18 protein-coding genes are annotated in these 20,706 nt (G+C 63.8%); all 18 read right to left on the bottom strand.

What is annotated here, in order from left to right:
- Positions 1 to 98: 98 nt before the first annotated feature.
- The 18 genes from tilS to rpsB all read right to left on the bottom strand — a co-directional run bounded on the left by tilS (position 99) and on the right by rpsB (position 20,641).
- A complete protein-coding gene (gene tilS / locus LRS53_RS16215; protein WP_231356589.1) occupies positions 99 to 1,415 on the bottom strand; it encodes a tRNA lysidine(34) synthetase TilS in 1,317 nt (438 codons plus the stop codon).
- Between the two features lie 10 nt (positions 1,416 to 1,425).
- Positions 1,426 to 2,376, bottom strand: a complete 951-nt coding sequence (locus tag LRS53_RS16220; RefSeq protein ID WP_231356590.1) for an acetyl-CoA carboxylase carboxyltransferase subunit alpha — start codon at positions 2,374 to 2,376, stop codon at positions 1,426 to 1,428.
- A 140-nt stretch (positions 2,377 to 2,516) separates the two neighbouring features.
- Positions 2,517 to 6,038, bottom strand: coding sequence for a DNA polymerase III subunit alpha (gene dnaE, locus LRS53_RS16225; protein ID WP_017639043.1), 3,522 nt, complete (start codon positions 6,036 to 6,038; stop codon positions 2,517 to 2,519).
- Between the two features lie 76 nt (positions 6,039 to 6,114).
- Positions 6,115 to 6,750 carry a ribonuclease HII gene (gene rnhB / locus LRS53_RS16230; RefSeq protein ID WP_231356591.1) on the bottom strand — a complete coding sequence of 212 codons (636 nt, stop codon included), beginning with the start codon at positions 6,748 to 6,750 and terminating at the stop codon, positions 6,115 to 6,117.
- Positions 6,750 to 7,877 carry a lipid-A-disaccharide synthase gene (gene lpxB / locus LRS53_RS16235; protein ID WP_231356810.1) on the bottom strand — a complete coding sequence of 376 codons (1,128 nt, stop codon included), beginning with the start codon at positions 7,875 to 7,877 and terminating at the stop codon, positions 6,750 to 6,752. The genes rnhB and lpxB overlap by 1 nt, the downstream gene beginning before the upstream one ends.
- Before the next feature lie 16 nt (positions 7,878 to 7,893).
- Positions 7,894 to 8,670 (bottom strand): acyl-ACP--UDP-N-acetylglucosamine O-acyltransferase, encoded by a 777-nt coding sequence (lpxA, locus tag LRS53_RS16240; RefSeq protein WP_231356592.1) that lies wholly within the window; start codon positions 8,668 to 8,670, stop codon positions 7,894 to 7,896.
- A complete protein-coding gene (gene fabZ, locus LRS53_RS16245; protein ID WP_007159483.1) occupies positions 8,667 to 9,107 on the bottom strand; it encodes a 3-hydroxyacyl-ACP dehydratase FabZ in 441 nt (146 codons plus the stop codon). Before fabZ ends, lpxA begins: the two co-directional genes overlap by 4 nt.
- Positions 9,108 to 9,152: 45 nt before the next feature.
- Positions 9,153 to 10,226 (bottom strand): UDP-3-O-(3-hydroxymyristoyl)glucosamine N-acyltransferase, encoded by a 1,074-nt coding sequence (gene lpxD, locus LRS53_RS16250; RefSeq protein WP_442968518.1) that lies wholly within the window; start codon positions 10,224 to 10,226, stop codon positions 9,153 to 9,155.
- Positions 10,226 to 10,729 (bottom strand): OmpH family outer membrane protein, encoded by a 504-nt coding sequence (locus LRS53_RS16255; RefSeq protein WP_017639048.1) that lies wholly within the window; start codon positions 10,727 to 10,729, stop codon positions 10,226 to 10,228. Before LRS53_RS16255 ends, lpxD begins: the two co-directional genes overlap by 1 nt.
- A 39-nt stretch (positions 10,730 to 10,768) precedes the next feature.
- Positions 10,769 to 13,159: an outer membrane protein assembly factor BamA gene (gene bamA, locus LRS53_RS16260; protein ID WP_231356594.1), complete on the bottom strand. Its 2,391-nt coding sequence runs from the start codon at positions 13,157 to 13,159 to the stop codon at positions 10,769 to 10,771.
- Between the two features lie 73 nt (positions 13,160 to 13,232).
- The gene (gene rseP, locus LRS53_RS16265; RefSeq protein ID WP_231356595.1) at positions 13,233 to 14,585 is read right to left on the bottom strand and encodes an RIP metalloprotease RseP; all 1,353 of its coding nucleotides are present in this window, start codon (positions 14,583 to 14,585) and stop codon (positions 13,233 to 13,235) included.
- 66 nt (positions 14,586 to 14,651) lie between these two features.
- Positions 14,652 to 15,833, bottom strand: a complete 1,182-nt coding sequence (gene ispC, locus LRS53_RS16270; RefSeq protein ID WP_231356596.1) for a 1-deoxy-D-xylulose-5-phosphate reductoisomerase — start codon at positions 15,831 to 15,833, stop codon at positions 14,652 to 14,654.
- Positions 15,830 to 16,645 (bottom strand): phosphatidate cytidylyltransferase, encoded by an 816-nt coding sequence (locus LRS53_RS16275; RefSeq protein WP_231356597.1) that lies wholly within the window; start codon positions 16,643 to 16,645, stop codon positions 15,830 to 15,832. The genes ispC and LRS53_RS16275 overlap by 4 nt, the downstream gene beginning before the upstream one ends.
- Positions 16,645 to 17,394 carry a polyprenyl diphosphate synthase gene (gene uppS / locus LRS53_RS16280; protein WP_017639053.1) on the bottom strand — a complete coding sequence of 250 codons (750 nt, stop codon included), beginning with the start codon at positions 17,392 to 17,394 and terminating at the stop codon, positions 16,645 to 16,647. Before uppS ends, LRS53_RS16275 begins: the two co-directional genes overlap by 1 nt.
- 18 nt (positions 17,395 to 17,412) lie before the next feature.
- Entirely contained in the window at positions 17,413 to 17,970 is a 558-nt protein-coding gene (gene frr / locus LRS53_RS16285; protein WP_007159491.1) for a ribosome recycling factor, read from the bottom strand.
- Positions 17,967 to 18,710, bottom strand: coding sequence for a UMP kinase (gene pyrH / locus LRS53_RS16290; RefSeq protein WP_017639054.1), 744 nt, complete (start codon positions 18,708 to 18,710; stop codon positions 17,967 to 17,969). The genes frr and pyrH overlap by 4 nt, the downstream gene beginning before the upstream one ends.
- 192 nt (positions 18,711 to 18,902) lie before the next feature.
- Positions 18,903 to 19,772: a translation elongation factor Ts gene (gene tsf / locus LRS53_RS16295; RefSeq protein WP_017639055.1), complete on the bottom strand. Its 870-nt coding sequence runs from the start codon at positions 19,770 to 19,772 to the stop codon at positions 18,903 to 18,905.
- Between the two features lie 131 nt (positions 19,773 to 19,903).
- Positions 19,904 to 20,641 (bottom strand): 30S ribosomal protein S2, encoded by a 738-nt coding sequence (gene rpsB / locus LRS53_RS16300; protein WP_017639056.1) that lies wholly within the window; start codon positions 20,639 to 20,641, stop codon positions 19,904 to 19,906.
- Positions 20,642 to 20,706 lie beyond the last annotated feature (65 nt).

Below are 20,706 nucleotides of genomic sequence, written 5' to 3' on the forward strand. Positions count from 1 at the left end.
AGCGAGAGCGGTCGGCCTGGCGCCGGACCAATGCACACCGTCCACTCGGGGCGAGCGGAAAATGCGATATAAGACGGGAGCGTAGTCTAGCCTAAAGGTCATCCCAGCTCAAACCCGCCCATGCCGTCTGCGGGCTGCCACTCAAGCCGCCCTCCCCCCGGCAGGCCATCCAGGCCGGGCAGGTTGGCCACCGCCAGCAGTTCGTCGCCGCGCCAGAGCAGCGGCAATCGGCCGCGCAGGAACGGCGGCACCCCCTGCTCGTTGAACAGGCGCTTGAGCTCGCGCGAGCCGCGACCTGGTACGACCAACCGCTCGCCCCCCTGGCGATAGCCGATCCGCCAGCCGGATTCGGCGGCCTGTTCGAGGAAGTTCAGGCGGCCATTGCCGGCCAGCTCCAGGCTGGTTTCCTGTCCGGTGATGGCAAGGGATTGCGGCGCGACCTGCCAGGCGTCGGGCACCCACCAGATCCGTCCTGCCCCCCGGCGCACCTGGCCGCCTTCGAGACGCCAGAGGGGATCGCTGGCCGCGCCCGCCTCGCACACTGCCTGCCAACCAGCCCAGTGGGCGCTGTCGGGCTGGCGCGTCAGCGGATCCAGCCAGGCGCGCAAGGCATTGCGTTGGCGCGCCTCGCTCAAGGTTTGCAAAGGCGCCAGGGCCAGACTGGGCAAGGGAATCCAGGCGAACCCGTGATCGACACACCGGGCCCGCTGCAGATCCAGATCGGCCAGCTCGCCGAGCAATTCGTCGGCTTCGGCCAGATGCCGGGCACCGCGCGCCATGACCTGATCGACGCCCCGCCAGCGGTCGCGTAGCCGTGGCAGCACCTCGTGCCGCAGATAGTTGCGATCCAGTCGGGTATCGGCGTTGCTGGGGTCTTCGATCCAGTCCAGCCCTTCGGCTTCGGCATAGGCCAGCAGCGCACCACGCGACTCGTCCAGCAGGGGCCGCCAGAGGCGACCGGCAGCCAGCGACCGGGTTTCGGGCATGCCGGCCAGGCCCTTCACACCCGCGCCCCGTACCAGCCGCTGCAGCAGGGTCTCCAGCTGATCGTCGCGATGCTGCCCCAGCACCAGGCAGCCATCCTGGGGCAGCACCTGGGCAAAGGCCGCATAGCGCGCCTCGCGCGCAGCCCGTTCGAGACTGGCCGCGCCATCGGCATGGACGTGCAGGGTATCGAGGGGGACAACCAACTTCTGGCAGACCTGGGCGCAGTGCTCGACCCAGGCATCCGCCGCGGCTTGCAGGCCATGATGCACATGCACCGCCTGCAGATCGCCCGGCAGGCCATGTTCGCGCAGCCGCGCGAAGAGGTGCAGGAGAACGGTGGAGTCGAGTCCGCCGGAGAAGCCCACCCGCCAGTGACGGGTGAGCGGCTGCCGCACCAGGCGGGCGTGCAGCCGATCCAGCAGACTCATGAGGGCGGAATCAGGCGATGCCGTAGCTCATCAGGCGCTCGTAGCGACGCTCTAGCAGCGCCGTCATATCGTAGCCCTTGAGCTCGTCCAGCTGCTCCAGCAACGCAGTGCGCAGGCTGTTGGCCATGGCCTGGGGATCGCGGTGCGCGCCACCCAGGGGTTCATCGATCACCTGATCGACGATGTTCAGGCTCTTCAGCCGCTCGGCGGTGATGCCCATGGCCTCGGCGGCATCGGGGGCCTTCTCGGCGGTCTTCCACAGGATGGAGGCGCAACCTTCCGGCGAGATCACCGAATAGGTGGAGTGCTGCAGCATGTTGAGCTGGTCGCAGACACCGATGGCCAGGGCGCCACCGGAACCACCCTCGCCGATCACGGTGGCGATGATGGGGGTCTTCAGGCGCGCCATGACGCGCAGGTTCCAGGCGATGGCCTCGCTCTGGCCACGCTCTTCGGCGTCGATGCCCGGGTAGGCACCAGGGGTATCGATGAAGGTCAGGATCGGCATCTTGAAGCGCTCGGCCATTTCCATCAGGCGACAGGCCTTGCGATAGCCCTCCGGACGCGGCATGCCGAAGTTGCGACGGACCTTCTCGCGCACTTCACGACCCTTCTGGTGACCAATGATCATCACCGGACGACCTTCCAGGCGGGCGATGCCCCCGACGATGGCCGGATCGTCGGCGAAGTGACGATCGCCGTGCAGCTCTTCGAAATCGCTGAACAGGTAGTTGATGTAGTCGAGGGTATAGGGACGCAGCGGATGCCGGGCCAGACGGGCCACCTGCCAGCTGGACAGGTCGCTGAAGATGCTCTTGGTGAGCGCCTGACTCTTCTCCTGCAACCGGGCGATCTCGTCACTGATGTTCAGCGCATTGTCGTTACCGACCAGTCGAAGTTCTTCGATCTTGGCCTGGAGATCGGCGATGGGCTGTTCGAAATCGAGATAGTTCGGGTTCATGGGCATCCGTTATTACAATCTAGAGCCAGGGGCCGGGGCGCCTACCTTAAGGGATCGGACGAGGCAGGTCGAGACTCCTGCCACATCACCGGCACCCGCCGCTGGCGAGGGTTGGGACGGAGCGCACGAGGCGCTCGGACTTAACGATAGTTGAGAAAGACGTTCTCCCTGCCGAACTGGTCACGCAGGGTTTGAATCAGGCCATCGGCCGGATCGATCCGGTAGTTCTCGCCAAACTGCAGCAGCGCCCGCGCGGTGGGCCCCTGGTAGTCGATGGTGACCGGGCAGGCGCCGCGATGGCGGCCGCACAATTCGCCCAGCCAGCGCAGCCGATCACCGGCCAGCGCCTCGCTACGCACCGCGATCCTCAGGCTTTCCGCCAGAGCGGTCCGGGCCTCTTCCAGGCCCAGCACCCGCTTGGCACGCAGGCGCAGACCACCGGAGAAATCGTCCTGGCTGACCTCGCCCTCGACGATCACCAGGGCATCGGTCTGCAACAGCGCCTGGGCGGCGTTGAAGGCTTCGGCGAACAGCGAGGCCTCGATGCGCCCGGAGCGATCGTCCAGGGTGACGAAGCCCATCTTGTCGCCACGCTTGTTCTTCATCACCCGCAGGTTGACGATCAGCCCGGCCACGGTCTGGGTCTCGCGCGACGGCTTGAGGTCGACGATGCGCTGGCGCGCCAGCCGCCGCACCTCGCCTTCGTATTCCTCGATGGGGTGACCGGTCAGGTACAGCCCTAGGGTTTCCTTTTCCCCGCGTAGGCGCTCCTTGAGATTGAGCTCCCGGGCGCGACGATGGTTGGCATAGACGTCGGCCTCGGGCTCGGCGAAGACGCCACCGAAGAGATCGACATGGCCGCTGTTGTGGCTGCGCGCGGTCTGCTCGGCCGAGGCGATGGCCTCTTCCATGGCCGCCAGCAGCACGGCGCGATTCTGGTCGATGGTCGCCTGATAGGCTTTGAGTTCGTCGTGGTAATGCGGCCCCAGGCGATCCAGGGCACCGGAGCGGATCAGGGCTTCCAGGGTGCGTTTGTTGATGCGCTTGAGATCCACCCGCGCGCAGAAATCGAACAGGTCCTTGAAGGGGCCTTCGGCACGGGCCTCGACGATGGCCTCCACCGGTCCCTCGCCCACGCCCTTGATGGCGCCCAGGCCATAGACGATGCGCCCGCCTTCGTTCACGGTGAACTTGAACTCGGAGATGTTCACGTCCGGCGTGTCGATGCGCAGCTTCATGTGGCGGCATTCCTCGATGAGGATCACCACCTTGTCGGTGTTGTGCATGTCCGCCGACAGCACCGCGGCCATGAAGGGCGCCGGATAGTGGGTCTTCAGCCAGGCAGTCTGGTAGGAGACCAGACCGTAGGCGGCCGAGTGCGACTTGTTGAAGCCGTAACCGGCGAATTTCTCCACCAGGTCGAAGATATTGCCCGCCAGCTCGCCATCGATGCCGTTGTTGGCGCAACCCTCGATAAAGCCGCCGCGCTGCTTGGCCATCTCCTCGGGCTTCTTCTTGCCCATGGCCCGGCGCAGCATGTCCGCCTGGCCCAGGGTGTAGCCACCCATGACCTGGGCGATCTGCATCACCTGTTCCTGGTAGAGGATGATGCCGTAGGTGGGCGCCAGCACCGGCTGCAGGCCGTCGTACTGGTAGTCCGGGTGCGGATAGGCCAGCTCGGCGCGGCCGTGCTTGCGGTTGATGAAGTCGTCCACCATGCCCGACTGCAGCGGGCCGGGGCGGAACAGCGCCACCAGGGCGATGAGGTCTTCCAGGCAGTCCGGCTTGAGCTTCTTGATCAGCTCCTTCATGCCGCGGGATTCCAGCTGGAAGACGGCGGTGGTCTCGGCCTTCTGCAGCAGGGCGTAGGTCGGCTTGTCGTCCAGCGGGATGAAGTCGATGTTGAGCGGCTCGCGCCCCTCCTCCACTTCCGTGCGGTTGATGGTCTCCAGCGCCCACTTGATGATGGTCAGGGTACGCAGACCGAGGAAGTCGAACTTGACCAGGCCGGCCTGCTCGACGTCGTCCTTGTCGAACTGGGTCACCAGGCCGTTGCCGTCTTCGTCGCAGGCGATGGGCGAGAAGTCGGTCAGCTTGGTCGGCGCGATGACCACGCCCCCGGCGTGCTTGCCGGTGCCGCGGGTGATGCCTTCCAGCTTCAAGGCCATGTCCCAGATTTCCTTGGCGTCCTCGTCGGTCGCCAGGAAGTCGCGCAACACCTCTTCCTGCTCGAAGGCCTTCTGCAGGGTCATGCCCACTTCGAAAGGGATCATCTTCGACAGGCGATCGGCCAAGCCATAGGACTTGCCCTGCACCCGCGCCACGTCGCGCACCACCGCCTTGGCCGCCATGGTGCCGAAGGTGATGATCTGGCTCACCGCCTCGCGGCCGTAGAGGTCGGCCACGTACTCGATCACCCGGTCACGACCGTCCATGCAGAAGTCGACGTCGAAGTCGGGCATGGAGATCCGTTCGGGGTTGAGGAAGCGCTCGAACAGCAGGTCGTAGGCCAGCGGATCGAGGTCGGTGATCTTGAGCACATAGGCCACCAGGGAGCCGGCACCCGAGCCCCGGCCGGGACCGACCGGTACGCCGTTGTTCTTCGCCCACTTGATGAAGTCCATCACGATGAGGAAGTAACCGGGGAAGCCCATCTGGATGATGATGTCGAGCTCGAAGTTGAGCCGGTCGACATACTCCTGGCGCTTCTCTTCGTAGTTCGGCGTGGTCTCGCGCGGCCAGAGCACGGCCAGGCGCTCTTCCAGGCCCTCGAAGGACACGTGGCGCAGGTAGTCATTGATGGTCATCCCGTTTGGAATCGGGAAGTTGGGCAGGAAGTACTTGCCCAGCTGGATCTCGATGTTGCAGCGCTTGGCGATCTCGACGGTGTTTTCCAGCGCCTCGGGCAGGTCGCTGAACAGCTCGGCCATCTCGGCCGCCGACTTCAAGTACTGCTGGTCGCTGTACTTGCGTTCGCGCCGGGGATCGTCCAGCGGTCGGCCTTCACCGATGCAGACGCGGGTCTCGTGGGCCTCGAAGTCCTCGGCCTTGAGAAAGCGCACGTCGTTGGTCGCCACCAGCGCGCCACCGCAGCGATCGGCCAGGGCCACGGCGGCATGCAGATGCTCTTCGTCACCGGCTCTTTCGGTGCGCTGCACCTCCAGATAGAAGCGCTCCTGGAAGACCTGCTGCCATTCCTCGAACAACTGATCGGCCAGGGCCAGATCGCCTTCGAGCAGCGCCAGGCCGATCTCGCCCTCCTTGGAACCGGACAGGGCGATCAGACCTTCATTGGCTTCCTTCACCCAGTCGCGCTGGATGACGATCTGGCCGTCCTGCTGACCTTCCTGGAAACCCCGGGACAGCAGCTCGGTGAGGTTGCGATAGCCCTTGGCGTTCATGACCAGCAGGGTCATGCGGGTCAGGGGCGCGTCGCCTTCACGACCGGCCAGCCAGATATCGGCGCCGGCGATGGGCTTGATCCCGGCGCCCATGGCGGCCTTGTAGAACTTGACCAGCGAACAGAGGTTGCCCTGGTCGGTCACCGCCACGGCCGGCATACCGGCGGCTTCGGCAGCCTTGACCAGCCCCTTCACCCGCACGATCCCGTCGACCAGGGAATATTCCGTGTGGAGACGCAGGTGGACGAAGGATGCGGACATGGCAGAGACCCCTTGATGCATGAGGCGCGAGATTGTACTGGATTGTCGACCCGAGGTCAGAGCGCCGCGACGGCTGTCAGTAGGTCGCGACGAGCTGGGTCGAGGCCTGGGTCTCGAGGGCGTGCCAGGCGTCGCGCACCGGCGCGAAGGAGCGCCGGTGGATGGGCGTGGGGCCCAGGCGTCTGAGCGCGTCCAGGTGCTCGGCGGTGGGATAGCCCTTGTGGCCGGCCAGGCCATAGCCCGGATAGAGAGCGTCCAGTGCCTGCATTTCGCGGTCGCGGGTCACCTTGGCCAGAATGGAGGCCGCGGCGATCGCCGGGACCTGGCTGTCGCCCTTCACCACCGGTGAACTGGGCACCGCCAATTTGGGACAGCGATTGCCGTCGATCAGGGCCAGCCGCGGCTGGACCCGGAGGCCTTCCACCGCCCGCTGCATGGCCAGCATGGTGGCATGCAGGATGTTCAGGCGATCGATCTCGGCGACCTCGGCGCGGGCCACGCACCAGGCCAGGGCCTTTTCCTGGATCTCGTCGAACAGGGCTTCGCGACGTGTCAGCGACAGCTTCTTCGAATCGTTGAGGCCCAGGATGGGCTTGCCCGGATCGAGGATCACTGCGGCCGTGACCACGGCGCCACACAGCGGACCGCGGCCGACTTCGTCGACCCCGGCGACCAGCGCCTCGACCAGATTGAAATCCAGTCCCAGCTGCATCAGCTGCGCTGCCGCAGGAGATCCAGCACGGCCCCGGCTGCCTGGACCGAGGCATCGCGCCTCAGGCTGTGATGGATGGCGGCGAAGCTGTCGGTCTGCTGCTGCGGCCGCTCCAGCAGCGGCAGCAGTTCGGCGACCAGCCGCTCCGGTGTCGCCTCGTGCTGGATCAGCTCGGGTACCAGCTTGCGCCCGGCCAGCAGATTGGGCAGCGAAATGTAGGGACTCTTCACGAGCTGCTTGAGAATCAGATAGGTCAGGGGCGCCACCCGATAGGCCACCACCATGGGTCTCTTGAACAGCAGCGTCTCCAGGGTCGCGGTACCCGAGGCGATCAGCACGCCATCACAGGCGGCTAGCACCTCATGGGAACGGCCATCGGTCAGCAGCAGCGCCAAGGGCGGCCGCCCTTCCAGCAGCTGCTCCACCTGGGCCCGTCGTGCGGCGTTGGCACAGGGCAAGACGAAACGCACACCAGGACGCACGGCCAGCAACTGGGCGGCGGCGTCGAGGAACAGCGCACCGAGGCGCCCTACTTCGCCACCGCGACTGCCCGGCAACAGGGCGATGACCGTACCCTCTTCCGGCAGGCCCAAGGCCTGTCTGGCCGCCAGGCGGTCGCTGTCCAGGGGAATGGTATCGGCCAGCGGATGCCCGACGAAGCGCACGGGCACCTGCTGCTCTTCGTAGAAACGGGCTTCGAAGGGAAACAGGGTCAGCATCAGGTCGCAGCCGTCGCGGATCTTGAGCACCCGCTTCTGGCGCCAGGCCCAGACCGAGGGACTGACGTAGTGCACCGCCGGAATGCCCGCGCGATGCAGCTGGGCTTCGATTTCGAGGACGAAATCCGGAGCATCGATACCGATGAAGACATCGGGACGGGCGTCGAGCAACTGAGCGATCAGCGCCTTGCGCCGACCCAGGAGTTCACGCAGGCGGCCGAGCACCTCGACCAGCCCCATGACCGCCAGGCGTTCCATGGGAAATTCGGACACCAGCCCTTCGGCTTCCATCCGCGGACCGCCCACGCCCATGAAGGAAATATTCGGGTGCTGTTCACGCAGCGCCTGCATCAGGCCGGCGCCGAGCAGATCACCCGACGCCTCCCCTGCCACCAGCGCCACGCGCAGCGGGCGCTGGGCGAACTCAGCGGGTGATGCCACGCGTCGCACTCAGGATGGAATCGCGGAATACCGCCACCTCGGGGAACCGCTGAGCCACCGGCTCCAGTTCACGCAGGGCGTCATCGACGGTCAGCCCCTGGCGGTAGACCACCTTGTAGGCGCGGCGCAATTCCTTGATGGCTTCGGCCGAGAAGCCCCGGCGGCGCATGCCTTCGAAGTTCATGCTGCGGGCTTCGGCCGGATTGCCGAACACCGTGACATAGGCCGGCACATCCTTGCCGATGGCCGTGCCCATGCCGGAAAAGCTGTGGGCACCGATGCGGCAGAACTGATGCACCAGGGTATAGCCCGACAGGATCGCCCAGTCGTCGACATGCACGTGCCCGGCGAGGGCCGTGTTGTTGACCAGGATGCAGTGATTGCCGATCACACTGTCATGGCCGATGTGCACATAGGCCATCAGCAGGTTGTGATCGCCAATGGTGGTCTCTTCCCGATCCTGCACGGTACCGCGATGGATGGTGACCCCTTCGCGAATGGTGTTGTGATCGCCGATCCGCAGCCGGGTCGGTTCGCCCTGGTACTTGAGATCGGGCGTATCCTCGCCGATGGACGAGAACTGGAAGATACGATTGTGACGTCCGATCACGGTCGGACCCTTGAGGATGACGTGAGGCCCGATGACGGTCCCTTCGCCAATCTCGACATCCGGTCCGATGATCGACCAGGGGCCAACCTGGACATCGGCGGCGAGCCGTGCCTTGGGGTCGACGATAGCCCTGGGGTCAATCAACGTCATAGCTTGCGTTCCGCACAGATGATTTCAGCCGAGCAAACCGGCTTGTCGTCCACACTGGCGTGGCATTCGAATTTCCAGATGCCGCGCTTGGTACTGATGAAGCGGGCGTCGAGCATGAGCTGATCGCCCGGCGTCACCGGCTGGCGAAAACGCAGCTTATCCGATCCGACGAAGTAGTACAGGGTGCCATCGGCCGGCGAGGAATTCATCATCTTGAAACCGAGGACGCCGGCGGCCTGCGCCATGGCTTCGACGATCAGCACGCCCGGCATGATCGGGTGCTGGGGGAAGTGGCCGGTAAAGAACGGTTCGTTGATGCTGACGTTCTTGTAGGCACGAATGCGCTTGGCTTCGATATCCAGCTCCAGCACGCGATCCACTAACAGAAAGGGATAGCGATGCGGGAGATATTCACGGATCTCGTTGATGTCCATCATGGTCGGGGAAGGCCTGTTCAGAAAGGGGAAACATCCGATGCAGAATCAAGCATCAGAAGCAGCGTCATCCCGCGAGGTCACGGTAGCAACGATTTTTTCCAGATGTTGCAGACGGCGGGCCATGTCGTCGAGGTGACGAATCCGCGCGGCGCTCTTCTTCCATTCACCGGCCGGCTGCATCGCCGTACCGGAGGAATAGGCGCCGGGCTCGGTAATCGAGCGGGTCACCATGGTCATACCGGTGACGAACACGTGGTCGCACACCTCGATATGACCGACCATACCCACGCCACCGGCGATGGTGCAGTGTTTGCCGATCTTAGTACTGCCAGAGATGCCGACGCAGGCGGCCATGGCGGTGTGCTCACCGACCTGGACGTTGTGCGCGATCATGATCTGGTTGTCGAGCTTGACGCCATTGCTGATGACCGTGTTCGCCAGGGCGCCGCGGTCGATGGTGGTGTTGGCACCGATCTCGACGTCGTCGCCGATCAGCACCCCACCCAGCTGGGCGATCTTCTGCCACTGACCACCCTCGTTGGCGAAGCCGAAGCCCTCGGCACCGATCACGGCACCCGATTGCACCACGGCGCGCTCGCCGATGGTCACGTCGTGGTAGAGCGTGACACGGGGCGCCAGCCAGCTGTCGGCCCCAATGACGCTCCGCGCACCCACCACGCAGTGGGCGCCCAGACTGACGCCCGCGCCGATGCGCGCCTGCGCCTCGATCACCACATAGGGACCGATGGCCGCCGTCGGATCGACCTCGGCATCCGCCGCGACCAGCGCCGTGGGATGGATACCGGCCGCGCTGCGCGGCTTGCGATCGAACAGATGGGAAAGCCGCGCGTAGGCCAGATAGGGGTTCGCCAGGATCAGGGCGTCACCGGCATAGCCGTAGGCGTCCTTTTCCGTCAGCAGCACGGCCCCGGCCTGGGTATCGGCCAGGTAGCGGCGGTACTGCGGATTGGCGAGAAAACTCAACTGCTCAGGACCGGCCTCGGGCAGGGTAGCCAGACCGGTTACCAGGCGCTCGGACGAACCGCGTAACTCCACGGTCAACTGGCGGCTTTCCAGCCACTGCGCCAGTTCGCCCAGCGTAAAGGTGGTATGGCTCATCAACGACCCGCGTTCATGCGCTCGATCACCTGACGGGTGATGTCGTATTGCGGCTTCACGTCCACCACGGCACCACGCTCGAGCACCAGATCGTAATCGCCCTTCTTCAGCACCTCTTCCACGGCCTTGTCCAGGCGCGGCTTGAGCAGCTTGAGCATGTCACGATCCGACGCCGCCTTGGCATCGTTGAGTTCCTTGGACTGGAACTGGAAGTCCCGGGCCTTCTGGCGGAAGTCGTTCTCCAGGCGGGTACGCTCGGCCTGGGCCAGCTTGTCACCGCCCTTGTTGAGCTTGTCCTGGATGTCCTTGGCGGAGCTTTCCAGGCCCTTGAGCTTGTTCAGCTGGGGACCGAACTTCTTCTCGGAATCCACCGCGTACTTCTTGGCGGCATCGGATTCCAGCAGGGCCATCTGGTAGTTCAGCACGGCGATCTTGGTATCGGCGAACACCGGAGCGGCGACGAGAACGGCAGCGAACAGAGCGTAACGGGTGTACTTGTGCACAGTTGACTCCTGCGTAAAGCGCAAAGGTGTAGCCTGGGGTCAGAACGTCTGACCCAGCGAGAACTGGAAGACCTGCGGATCGGAGTTGGTCGGCTTCTTGACCGGAACGCCCAGGCTGAAGCTCAGCGGACCGAGGGCGGTAACCCAGGTCACACCGACACCAACGGAGCTGGCCATGTTGGAGAAGCTGACATCGCCGCAGTTCTTCGTCGAGCCCAGGTAGCACTTGGTGCTGAACACATTACCCACGTCCCAGAACAAGACGGTCCGCAGGGACTTCTGATCCTTCACGAAAGGCAAGGGGAACAGGTATTCCACACCACCGGTGATCAGGACGTTGCCACCAAAGGCCTCGTCGTTTTCCCGATCGCGATAGCCCTGACCTTGGGACCCGTACTTGGTACCAAGAGCAGGATCATCATTGATGTACCGCGGAGGGGTTGTACGCGGACCCAGGCTGCTATCCTCGAAACCCCGTACCGAATTGAAACCACCGGCGTAGTAGTTCTCGTAGAACGGCAGGCCATCGGTGCTGCCATAGCCGTCGCCGTAACCCAGCTCGGTATGGAAGCGCAGCGCGGTAGTGTCGGTCAGCGGGGTGAACAGCTGGCCGCGGTAGTCGAGCTTGTAGAAGCTCAGGTCGCTGCCCGGGATGGTGATCTGGCCGGTCAGGCTCTGGGAGGCACCACGGGTCGGCAGCACGCCGCGGTTCAGCGTCGAGCTGGACCAGCCGATGCTGGCCTTGAAGTTGGTGAAGTTGTCCCCTTCACGCTGGACGAAATCGTAGATCTCGTCGGCGCTGTAGGTACCGGGATTGATCTCGTCCTTCTGCACGCTCAGACCATAGGTCAGGCGCGAGGTCTCGCTGATCGGATAGCCCAGGGTGACACCGGTACCCAGGCTGTTGATCGAGTAGTAGGAGACGTCACTGTCGTACAGTTTGCTGTAGTCGGTGCTGCGATAGAAGATGTTGTAACCCAGACTCACGCCATCCGGCGTGAAGTAGGGATCGGTGAAACTGAAGTTGTAGCGACTCTGGTACTGGGAACGGGTCAGACCGATGCTGACCTGGTTGCCGGTACCGAGGAAGTTGTTCTGGCTGATGGAACCGCCCAGGATCAGACCGGCGCTCTGGGCGAAACCGATGCTGGCGGTGATGGAGCCCGACGGCTGCTCTTCGACGTTGTAGTTGACGTCGACCATGTCGTCGGTGCCAGGCACCTGGGGCGTCTCGACCTTGACTTCCTTGAAGTAGCCCAGGCGCTCGAGACGGGTCTTGGACTGGTCGATGAGGTAGGTGGACGCCCACCCGCCTTCCATCTGGCGCATCTCGCGACGCAGCACCTCGTCCTCGGTCTTGGTGTTGCCGCGGAAGTTGATGCGATTGACGTAGGCACGCTTGCCCGGATCGACCACATAGGTCAGGGACACGCTGTGGTCGTCGTCATGGGGCTCGGGCAGGCCGTTGACGTTGGCGAAGGTATAGCCTTCGTTGCCGAGTCGACGGGTGATCAGATCCGAGGTGCTGGTCATGACCTTGCGCGAGAAGACCTGGCCCGGCTGGACCAGCATCAGTTTGCGCAGCTCTTCCTCCGGCACCTTGAGGTCGCCGGACAGCTTGACTTCACGAACGGTGTACTTCTGCCCTTCGTTGACGTTGACCGTGATGTAAACGTGCTTCTTGTCGGGCGTGATGGACACCTGGGTCGAGGTGATGTCCATGTTGATGTAGCCGCGGTCCAGGTAATAGGAGCGCAGGCGCTCCAGGTCACCCGCCAACTTTTCCCGGGAGTATTTGTCATCGTTACGGAAGAACGACAACCAGTTGCTCGGCTTGAGTTCGAACAGCGAGGTGAGGTCATCCTCAGCGAAGACCGTGTTGCCCACCACATTGACGTGGGAGATGGTCGCGACCTCGCCCTCGTTGACGGTGATCTTCAGCTGCACCCGGTTACGGGGCTGCGGCACCACTTCGGCGTCGATGCTGGCGGAATAACGGCCCTGGGCGACGTACTGGCGCAGCAGTTCGTTGCGCACGCCTTCCAGCGTCGCACGCTGGAAGATCTCGCCCTCGGCGAGACCGGCCTGCTTGAGGCCCTTCATCAGGTCGTCGCTGGAGATCGCCTTGTTGCCTTCCAGGGTGATGCTGGAAATGGAGGGACGCTCGACCAGATTCACGACCAGGACGTTGCCGTCACGGCCCAGCTGGATGTCCTGGAAGAATCCGGTACGGAAGAGCGAGCGGGAGGCTTCGGCCAACTTGTTGTCGTCGACGGACTCGCCGACATTGAGCGGCAGGGCACCGAAGACGCTGCCGGACGATACTCGTTGCAGTCCGTTGACGCGGATATCGGAGATGGTGAAGGACTCGGCGTGTACCTCGCCGATCATCAGCGCGGCTATTACCGCAGGTAGCAGCAGGCGTTTCATGAGTCCCTTTTATTCCAACTGGCAAATAAAGAATCTGCCGCACTGGGCGGCAGATTCGGCAATCAGCAGAGTGTCAGAGGCGACCGAGGTCATTGACCAAGGCCAGCAGCATCACACCCACGACGAGGCTAATACCGATCTGCATGCCCCATGTCTGTACACGCTCGGACAAGGGCCGCCCGCGAATCCACTCGACGAAGTAGAACACCAGGTGACCACCGTCGAGCACAGGGATAGGCAACAGATTCAGAACCCCCAGGCTAATGCTCAGGTACGCCAGAAAATTGAGGAAGTCCCCCAGGCCTGACTGAGCGGAAGCGCCCGCCACTTTAGCAATGGTTATCGGCCCGCTCAAGTTTTTTACCGACAGCTCTCCCAAGAGCATCTTCTTCAGGGAAACCAGCGTCAGCACGCTCATCTGCCAGGTCCGACCGATCCCCTCCCCCACGGCGGCGACGGGTCCATAGCTGATTTCGCGAACCATTTCCGCCGGCCACTTGACCGGTGCCACACCGGCGCCGAGGTAGCCGGCGTCGGTGGAATCGGCCCGCCGCGCGCCTAACCGCAGGGACAGATCCCGCCGCTGACCCTCGCGCTCATAGGTGACCTTGACCTGCTGATCGGGGTGCGCCCGCACCCAGTCCACCGCCTGCTGCCAATCGCTGATCGCCGTATCGTTCAGGGCGATCAGGCGATCCCCCATCTGCAGGCCGGCCGCTTTCGCCGGACCGGCCGGATCCAGCTCGGCGAAGACCGCCGGAATCTGTGGCCGCCAGGGTTTCAGGCCCAGGGCCTGGATCGGATCGGGATCTTCCGCACCGCGCAGCCAGGCGTCGAGCTGGATGACCGTGCGCTGCTCGGCGGTGGTGCCCGGCACCCGGTAACTCAGGCGCAGCGGACCACTTTCACCCAGACGATCAACCAGGCGCAGATTGACTGCCGACCAGCTGTCCACAGCGGCGTCATCCACCGCGGTCAGCTCAGCGCCGACGGGAATGCCTGCGGTGGCAGCCAGCGTATCGGGCGTGATGCCGCCCACGACCGGCCGCGGCTGCTGGGAACCCAGCATGGCCAGCACCCAGAAGAACAGGATGGCGAGCAGGAAGTTGGCGATCGGACCGGCGGCGACGATGGCGATGCGCTGGCGTACCGTCTTTCGGTTGAAGGCGGCATGCTGATCTTCAGGGGCCACCGGCGCTTCGCGCTCGTCCAGCATCTTCACGTAGCCGCCCAGTGGGATCGCGGCCACCACGAATTCGGTGCCGTGGCGATCGTGCCAGCGCAGCAGCGGCTTGCCAAAACCGACGGAAAAGCGCAGGACCTTGACGCCGCACCGGCGTGCCGTCCAGAAATGGCCATACTCGTGAATGGTCACCAGGACGCCCAGGGCGATCAGGGTTCCCAGTATCGTATAAAGGATGGACATTGGCTGCCTCCGCTACCTCAGTGTGCCGATTCTGCGGACTCGCAGGTCAGGTGTCGAGGCGCGGGATCAGCGTCTCGCCAACCACTCCCGAGCCAGCTGCCGAGCGGTATTGTCGGCTGCGAAAACCGCGTCCAGATCGGCGGCCGGACCGGGCTCGACACCCTTGAGCACCGACTCGATCAGTTGCGGGATCTCGGTAAAACCCAGTTGACCCGCGAGAAAGGCCTCGACGGCGACTTCGTTGGCGGCATTGAGCGTCGCTGGCATGCAACCACCCGCCTGAGCGGCTTCCCGGGCCAGACGCAGGCAAGGAAAGCGCGCTTCGTCAGGGCGCTCGAACTCGAGCCGGCCGATTTCGAACAGATCCAGCGCCGTGACTCCGGAGTCGATTCGCTCGGGCCAGGCCAGGGCATGGGCAATAGGGGTGCGCATATCGGGATTGCCCAACTGGGCCAGTACCGAACCGTCCACATAGTCGACCAGCGAATGAATCACGCTCTGGGGATGGATGACCACCTCGACCTGCTCAGGTGTCGCCTCGAACAGCCAGCACGCCTCGATCAACTCCAGCCCCTTGTTCATCAGGGTCGCGGAGTCCACCGAAATCTTCCGGCCCATGGACCACTTGGGATGGGCACAGGCCTGGTCCGGCGTCACCTCGACCAGCTGCTCGGCCGGTGTCTCGCGGAACGGGCCGCCCGAGGCGGTGAGCAGGATGCGTCGTACGCCCTTGCGCGCCAGGCCGGGTGTCGCCGGTTCGGCCAGGCACTGGAAGATGGCGTTGTGCTCGCTGTCGATGGGCAGCAGGGTCGCGCCACTGGCCTGCACCGCCTCAATGAAGAGCGCGCCGCTCATGACCAGGGCTTCCTTGTTGGCCAGCAGCACGCGCTTGCCAGCCTTGACCGCCGCCAGCGTCGGCTTCAGCCCGGCCGCGCCAACGATGGCTGCCATGACGGTGTCGACCTTGGGATGAGCGGCGATGGCCTCCAGGCCACCCTCGCCCACCAGGATCTCGGGGAGCATTTCAGCCCCTCGCAGCAGGCCGGCCAAGCAGTCGGCGGACGCCTGATCCGGCACGGCCGCATAGACCGGCTGGAAACGTCGGCAGAGATCAGCCAGCTCGTTCAGGCGACGATGCCCGCTCAAGGCAAAGATCCGATAACGCTCAGGGTGCTGCGCTACTACATCCAGGGTGCTGGCACCGATGGAGCCGGTCGCACCCAGCACGCAAAGCCGTTGGAGACTCACTGGACACCCCAGCCGGCCCACCAGAGCAGCAGCGCGAACAGCGGTACGGCGGCCGTGAGGCTGTCGATGCGATCCAGTACGCCACCGTGCCCCGGCAGCAGTTGACTGCTGTCCTTGAGCCCGGCCTGACGCTTGAACATGCTTTCGGTGAGATCACCCACCACGGAAATCAGCACCACGCAGGCCGCGCCAATGAGCGCCTGCAAGAGGTCACCCAGCCCCCAGCCACGGACCAGACCGAGCACCAGGGTCGCCACCAGCGCGGCGGCCAGGCCACCATAGAGGCCTTCCCAGCTCTTGCCCGGACTCACCGCCGGCGCCAGCTTGCGCTTGCCAAAGGCCCGCCCGGAGAAATAGGCGAAGATGTCGGCCAGCCACACCAGCATCATCACTTCGAGAATCAGTAGATTGCCACCCGGTGCCGCCTTGAGCAGCATCAGCCCCTGCCAGGCCGGAACCAGCACCACCAGCCCGATCAGCAGGCGTCGCCAGGAGGCCTGCCAGGCCCGAGCGCTATCGGGATAGGTGAGCACCAGCACGGTCGCATAGAGCCACCAGGCCACGCTGATGAACAGCAGTCCGTGAGCCCCCGCCGGCAACCACCAGCAGAGCAACAGCGCCAGCGCCACGACGGCGGCATAGGCACAACGCAGCGGCTGGGTTTCCAGACCCGCCAAGCGTGCCCACTCCCAGGCACCCAGGACCACGACCGCACCGATGAACAAGGCGAAAGCCGCCCCTTCCAGCCAGAAAAATCCGGCCAGGGCGATGGGCAGGAGCACCATCGCCGTGATAACTCGCTGCTTCAGCATTAGGCGCGTAGCTCCGCTTCCACCTGTTCGCAGGTCCGGCCGAACCGCCGTTGGCGGGTGGCGAAGTCGGCCAGCGCGGCGTGCATGGCCTCGTGCTTGAAGTCCGGCCAGAACAGGTCGGAAAAATACAGCTCGGCATAGGCGATCTGCCAGAGCAGGAAGTTGCTGACCCGCCGCTCGCCACCCGTGCGGATGCACAGGTCGGGCAACGGTAGGTCAGCGGTCGCCAGGCAGCCCTGCAGCAGCTCCGGCGTGATGTCACCCGGCTGCAGCGACCCCTGCTGGACCTGCGTCGCCAACTGCTGGGCGGCCTGGGTGATATCCCATTGTCCCCCGTAGTTGGCGGCGATCTGCAGCACGAATCGGGTGTGATGGGCAGTGAGTGCCTCGACTTCCGCCATGGCCGCCTGCAGTTCCGGGTGGAACAGCGAGCGATCGCCGATGATGCGCAGCCGGATGCCATTCTGATGCAGCTTCTTGGCCTCTCGCCGCAAGGCGGACAGGAAGAGCTCCATCAGGGCGCCGACCTCGTCGGCCGGACGCCGCCAGTTCTCGCTGGAAAAGGCGAACAGCGTCAGCACCTCGACGCCCGCATCGCCGCACACCTCGATGACCGCACGCACGGCGTCCACTCCGGCCTTGTGACCGGCGACGCCCGGCAGCAACCGACGGCGCGCCCAGCGATTGTTCCCATCCATGATGATCGCCACGTGACGTGGCACCACCTTGCCTGGCTTGCTCATGCCCATGTTACGTCCCAACCGTTGTCAAACAGCCATCAAGTCGGCTTCCTTGGCCTCCAGAGCCTTGTCCACCTCGGCGACGAATTTATCAGTCAGCTTCTGGACTTCATCCTGAGCGCGACGATCCTCGTCTTCACTGATTTCCTTTTCCTTGAGCAGATCCTTGAGCTGAGCCAGGGCATCGCGGCGGATGTTGCGCACGGAAACCCGCGCCTGCTCGGCCTCGGCACGCGCCTGTTTGGTGAAGCCCTTGCGGGTCTCTTCGGTCAGGGCCGGCATCGGCACGCGAATGGTGGTGCCGGCGGTGGCCGGATTGAGGCCCAGGTCGGAGGTCATGATGGCCTTCTCGACCGCCTGGATCATGCTCTTGTCGAACACGCTCAAGGCCAGGGTCCGCGAATCTTCGACGGTGACGTTGGCCACCTGGCGCAGCGGGGTGTCGCTGCCGTAGTAGGACACCATGACGCTATCCAGGATGCTTGGATGAGCGCGTCCGGTACGGATCTTGGCAAAGGCGTGGCCCAGGGCTTCCAGGGTCTTGGTCATGCGCGTCTGCGCATCCTTCTTGATCTCGTTGATCATGCTGCTCCCTCCTCGATCAGGGTGCCCTCACCACCGCCCACCACGATGTTGAGCAGGGCGCCGGGCTTGTTCATGTTGAAAACCCGCAGGGGCATGTTGTGGTCACGGCAGAGACAGATGGCCGTGAGGTCCATGACACCCAGCTTGCGGTCGAGCACTTCGTCGTAGGTCAGGCGCTCGAATTTTTCGGCATTGGGATCCTTGAAAGGATCTGCCGTGTATACACCATCCACCTTGGTGGCCTTGAGCACCAGATCGGCTTCGACCTCGATGGCGCGCAGGCAGGCGGCGGAATCGGTGGTAAAGAACGGATTGCCGGTCCCGGCGGAGAAGATGACGACTTCGCCATCCTTCAACTGACGCAGGGCCTTGCGGCGATCGTACTGGTCGGTCACGCCGACCATGGAGATGGCGGACATCACCGTGGCGGGAATATTGGAGCGCTCCAGGGCGTCACGCATGGCCAGGGCGTTCATCACGGTAGCCAGCATGCCCATGTGGTCTCCGGTCACCCGGTCCATGCCCACGGCGGACAGCGCCGCACCGCGGAACAGGTTGCCACCGCCGATCACCAGACCGACCTGGACACCGATGCCCACCAGTTGGCCGATCTCCAGCGACATGCGATCCAGCACCTTCGGATCGATCCCGAAGTCTTCACTTCCCATCAGGGCTTCGCCACTGAGCTTCAGCAGAATACGCTTGTAACGGGGTTGGCGACCACTCATCTGCTGTGCCATTCACTCTCTCCTGTGGCGATGAACATGTGCGGGGGATTTTGATCCAGCGATAGGAAAGCGCAACTGCAGTTGCGTTCACTCCCATCGGCAAAAAACTCCTTGGAAGACGAGAAATCAGACCTGCCTTCCAATTTGGCAAAGAGGCCGCGCGCTCGAAGCGGGCGGCCTCCTGGTCAACGGCGGATGCCGGGCTTACTGCTTGCTGGCAGCCAGCTGGGCAGCGACTTCGGCAGCGAAGTCGACTTCAGCCTTCTCGATGCCTTCGCCTACTTCGTAACGTACGAAGGAAACGATTTCGGCGCCGGCTTTCTTGGCCAGTTCACCGACCTTGACTTCCGGATCCTTGATGAAGGGCTGCTCAACCAGGCTGGCTTCAGCCAGGAACTTGTTGATACGACCCTTGACCATGTTCTCCACGATGTTTTCCGGCTTGCCGGCGATCTTGTCGGCATTCAGCGCCAGGAAGATTTCCTTTTCCTTGGCGACAGCTTCTTCGGAAACCTGGGACGGATTCAGGAACTGGGGATTGCTCGCCGCGACGTGCATGGCGATTTCCTTGGCCAACTCGGCGCTGCCACCCTGCAGGGTAACGACCACACCGATGCGGTGACCGTGGAGGTAGGCGCCAACGACATCGCCTTCGACGCGGGTCAGGCGACGGATGTTGACGTTCTCGCCGCACTTGGCGACCAGGGCCTCACGGGCACTTTCCTGAGCGGCGATCAGCGGAGCGGCATCGCTCATCTTCTCGGCGAAGGCCTTGTCCAGGCTGGCGGCGACGAAGCCCTTGAAGTCGTCCTGCAGAGCCAGGAAATCGGTCTGGGAGTTGACTTCGATGATGACGGCAGCCTTGTGGTCGTCAGCGACCTTGACCGCGATGGAGCCTTCGGCAGCCACGTTACCGGCTTTCTTGGCGGCCTTGATGGCGCCAGCGGCACGCATGTCGTCGATGGCCTTCTCGATGTCGCCACCGGCAGCGGCCAGGGCCTTCTTGCAATCCATCATGCCTTGGCCGGTGCGCTCGCGCAGTTCTTTGACCAGGGCTGCAGTGATTTCTGCCATGTTTGAAATCCTCTTGAATCGGTTTCGAGGTCACTCCGCACGGAGACGGAGCCAATGAAACGCCAGTAGGCAAAAAGGGGGCTAGGCCCCCTTCTCGCACGTCGAACCGCTCGACCCTAGGGTCGACCTGCTCAGCCCTCGACGGCTTCGGCAGCGGTTTCTTCGACGAATTGCTCGTTGGCACCGCCGTTGCTGCCGCCACGGATCACGGCATCGGCAACGCTGCTCAGGTACAGAGTAACGGCGCGGAAGGCGTCATCGTTGCCGGGGATGATGTAGTCAACACCTTCCGGGCTGCTGTTGGTATCGACGACGCCGATGACCGGGATGCCCAGCTTGTTGGCTTCGGTGATGGCGATGCGCTCGTGGTCAACGTCGATCACGAACAGGGCATCCGGCAGACCGCCCATGTCCTTGATACCACCCAGGCTGCGCTCGAGCTTCTCGAGGTCGCGGGTACGCATCAGGGCTTCTTTCTTGGTCAGCTTGTCGAAAGTACCGTCCTGGGACTGGACTTCCAGATCGCGCAGACGCTTGATCGAGGCACGGATGGTCTTGTAGTTGGTCAGCATGCCGCCCAACCAGCGATGATCAACGAAGGGCTGACCGCAACGCGCGGCTTCTTCGCGAACGATCTTGCCGGCAGCGCGCTTGGTGCCGACGAACAGGATCTTGTTCTTGCCGGACGCCAGGCGCTCAACGAAGGTCAGGGCCTCGTTGAACATCGGCAGGGTCTTTTCGAGGTTGATGATGTGGATCTTGTTACGCGCGCCGAAGATGTACTTGCCCATCTTCGGGTTCCAGTAACGGGTTTGGTGGCCGAAATGCACGCCGGCTTTCAGCATGTCACGCATGGAGACTTGAGACATTTAGATGTTCCTCGTAGTCGGGTTGGGCCTCCACGCATCCCAATGACCAACTTCCCATCGGGAAG

It is taken from the genome of Pseudomonas sp. PLB05 (assembly GCF_021106615.1).
Classification (GTDB): Bacteria; Pseudomonadota; Gammaproteobacteria; order Pseudomonadales; family Pseudomonadaceae; genus Chryseomonas; species Chryseomonas benzopyrenica.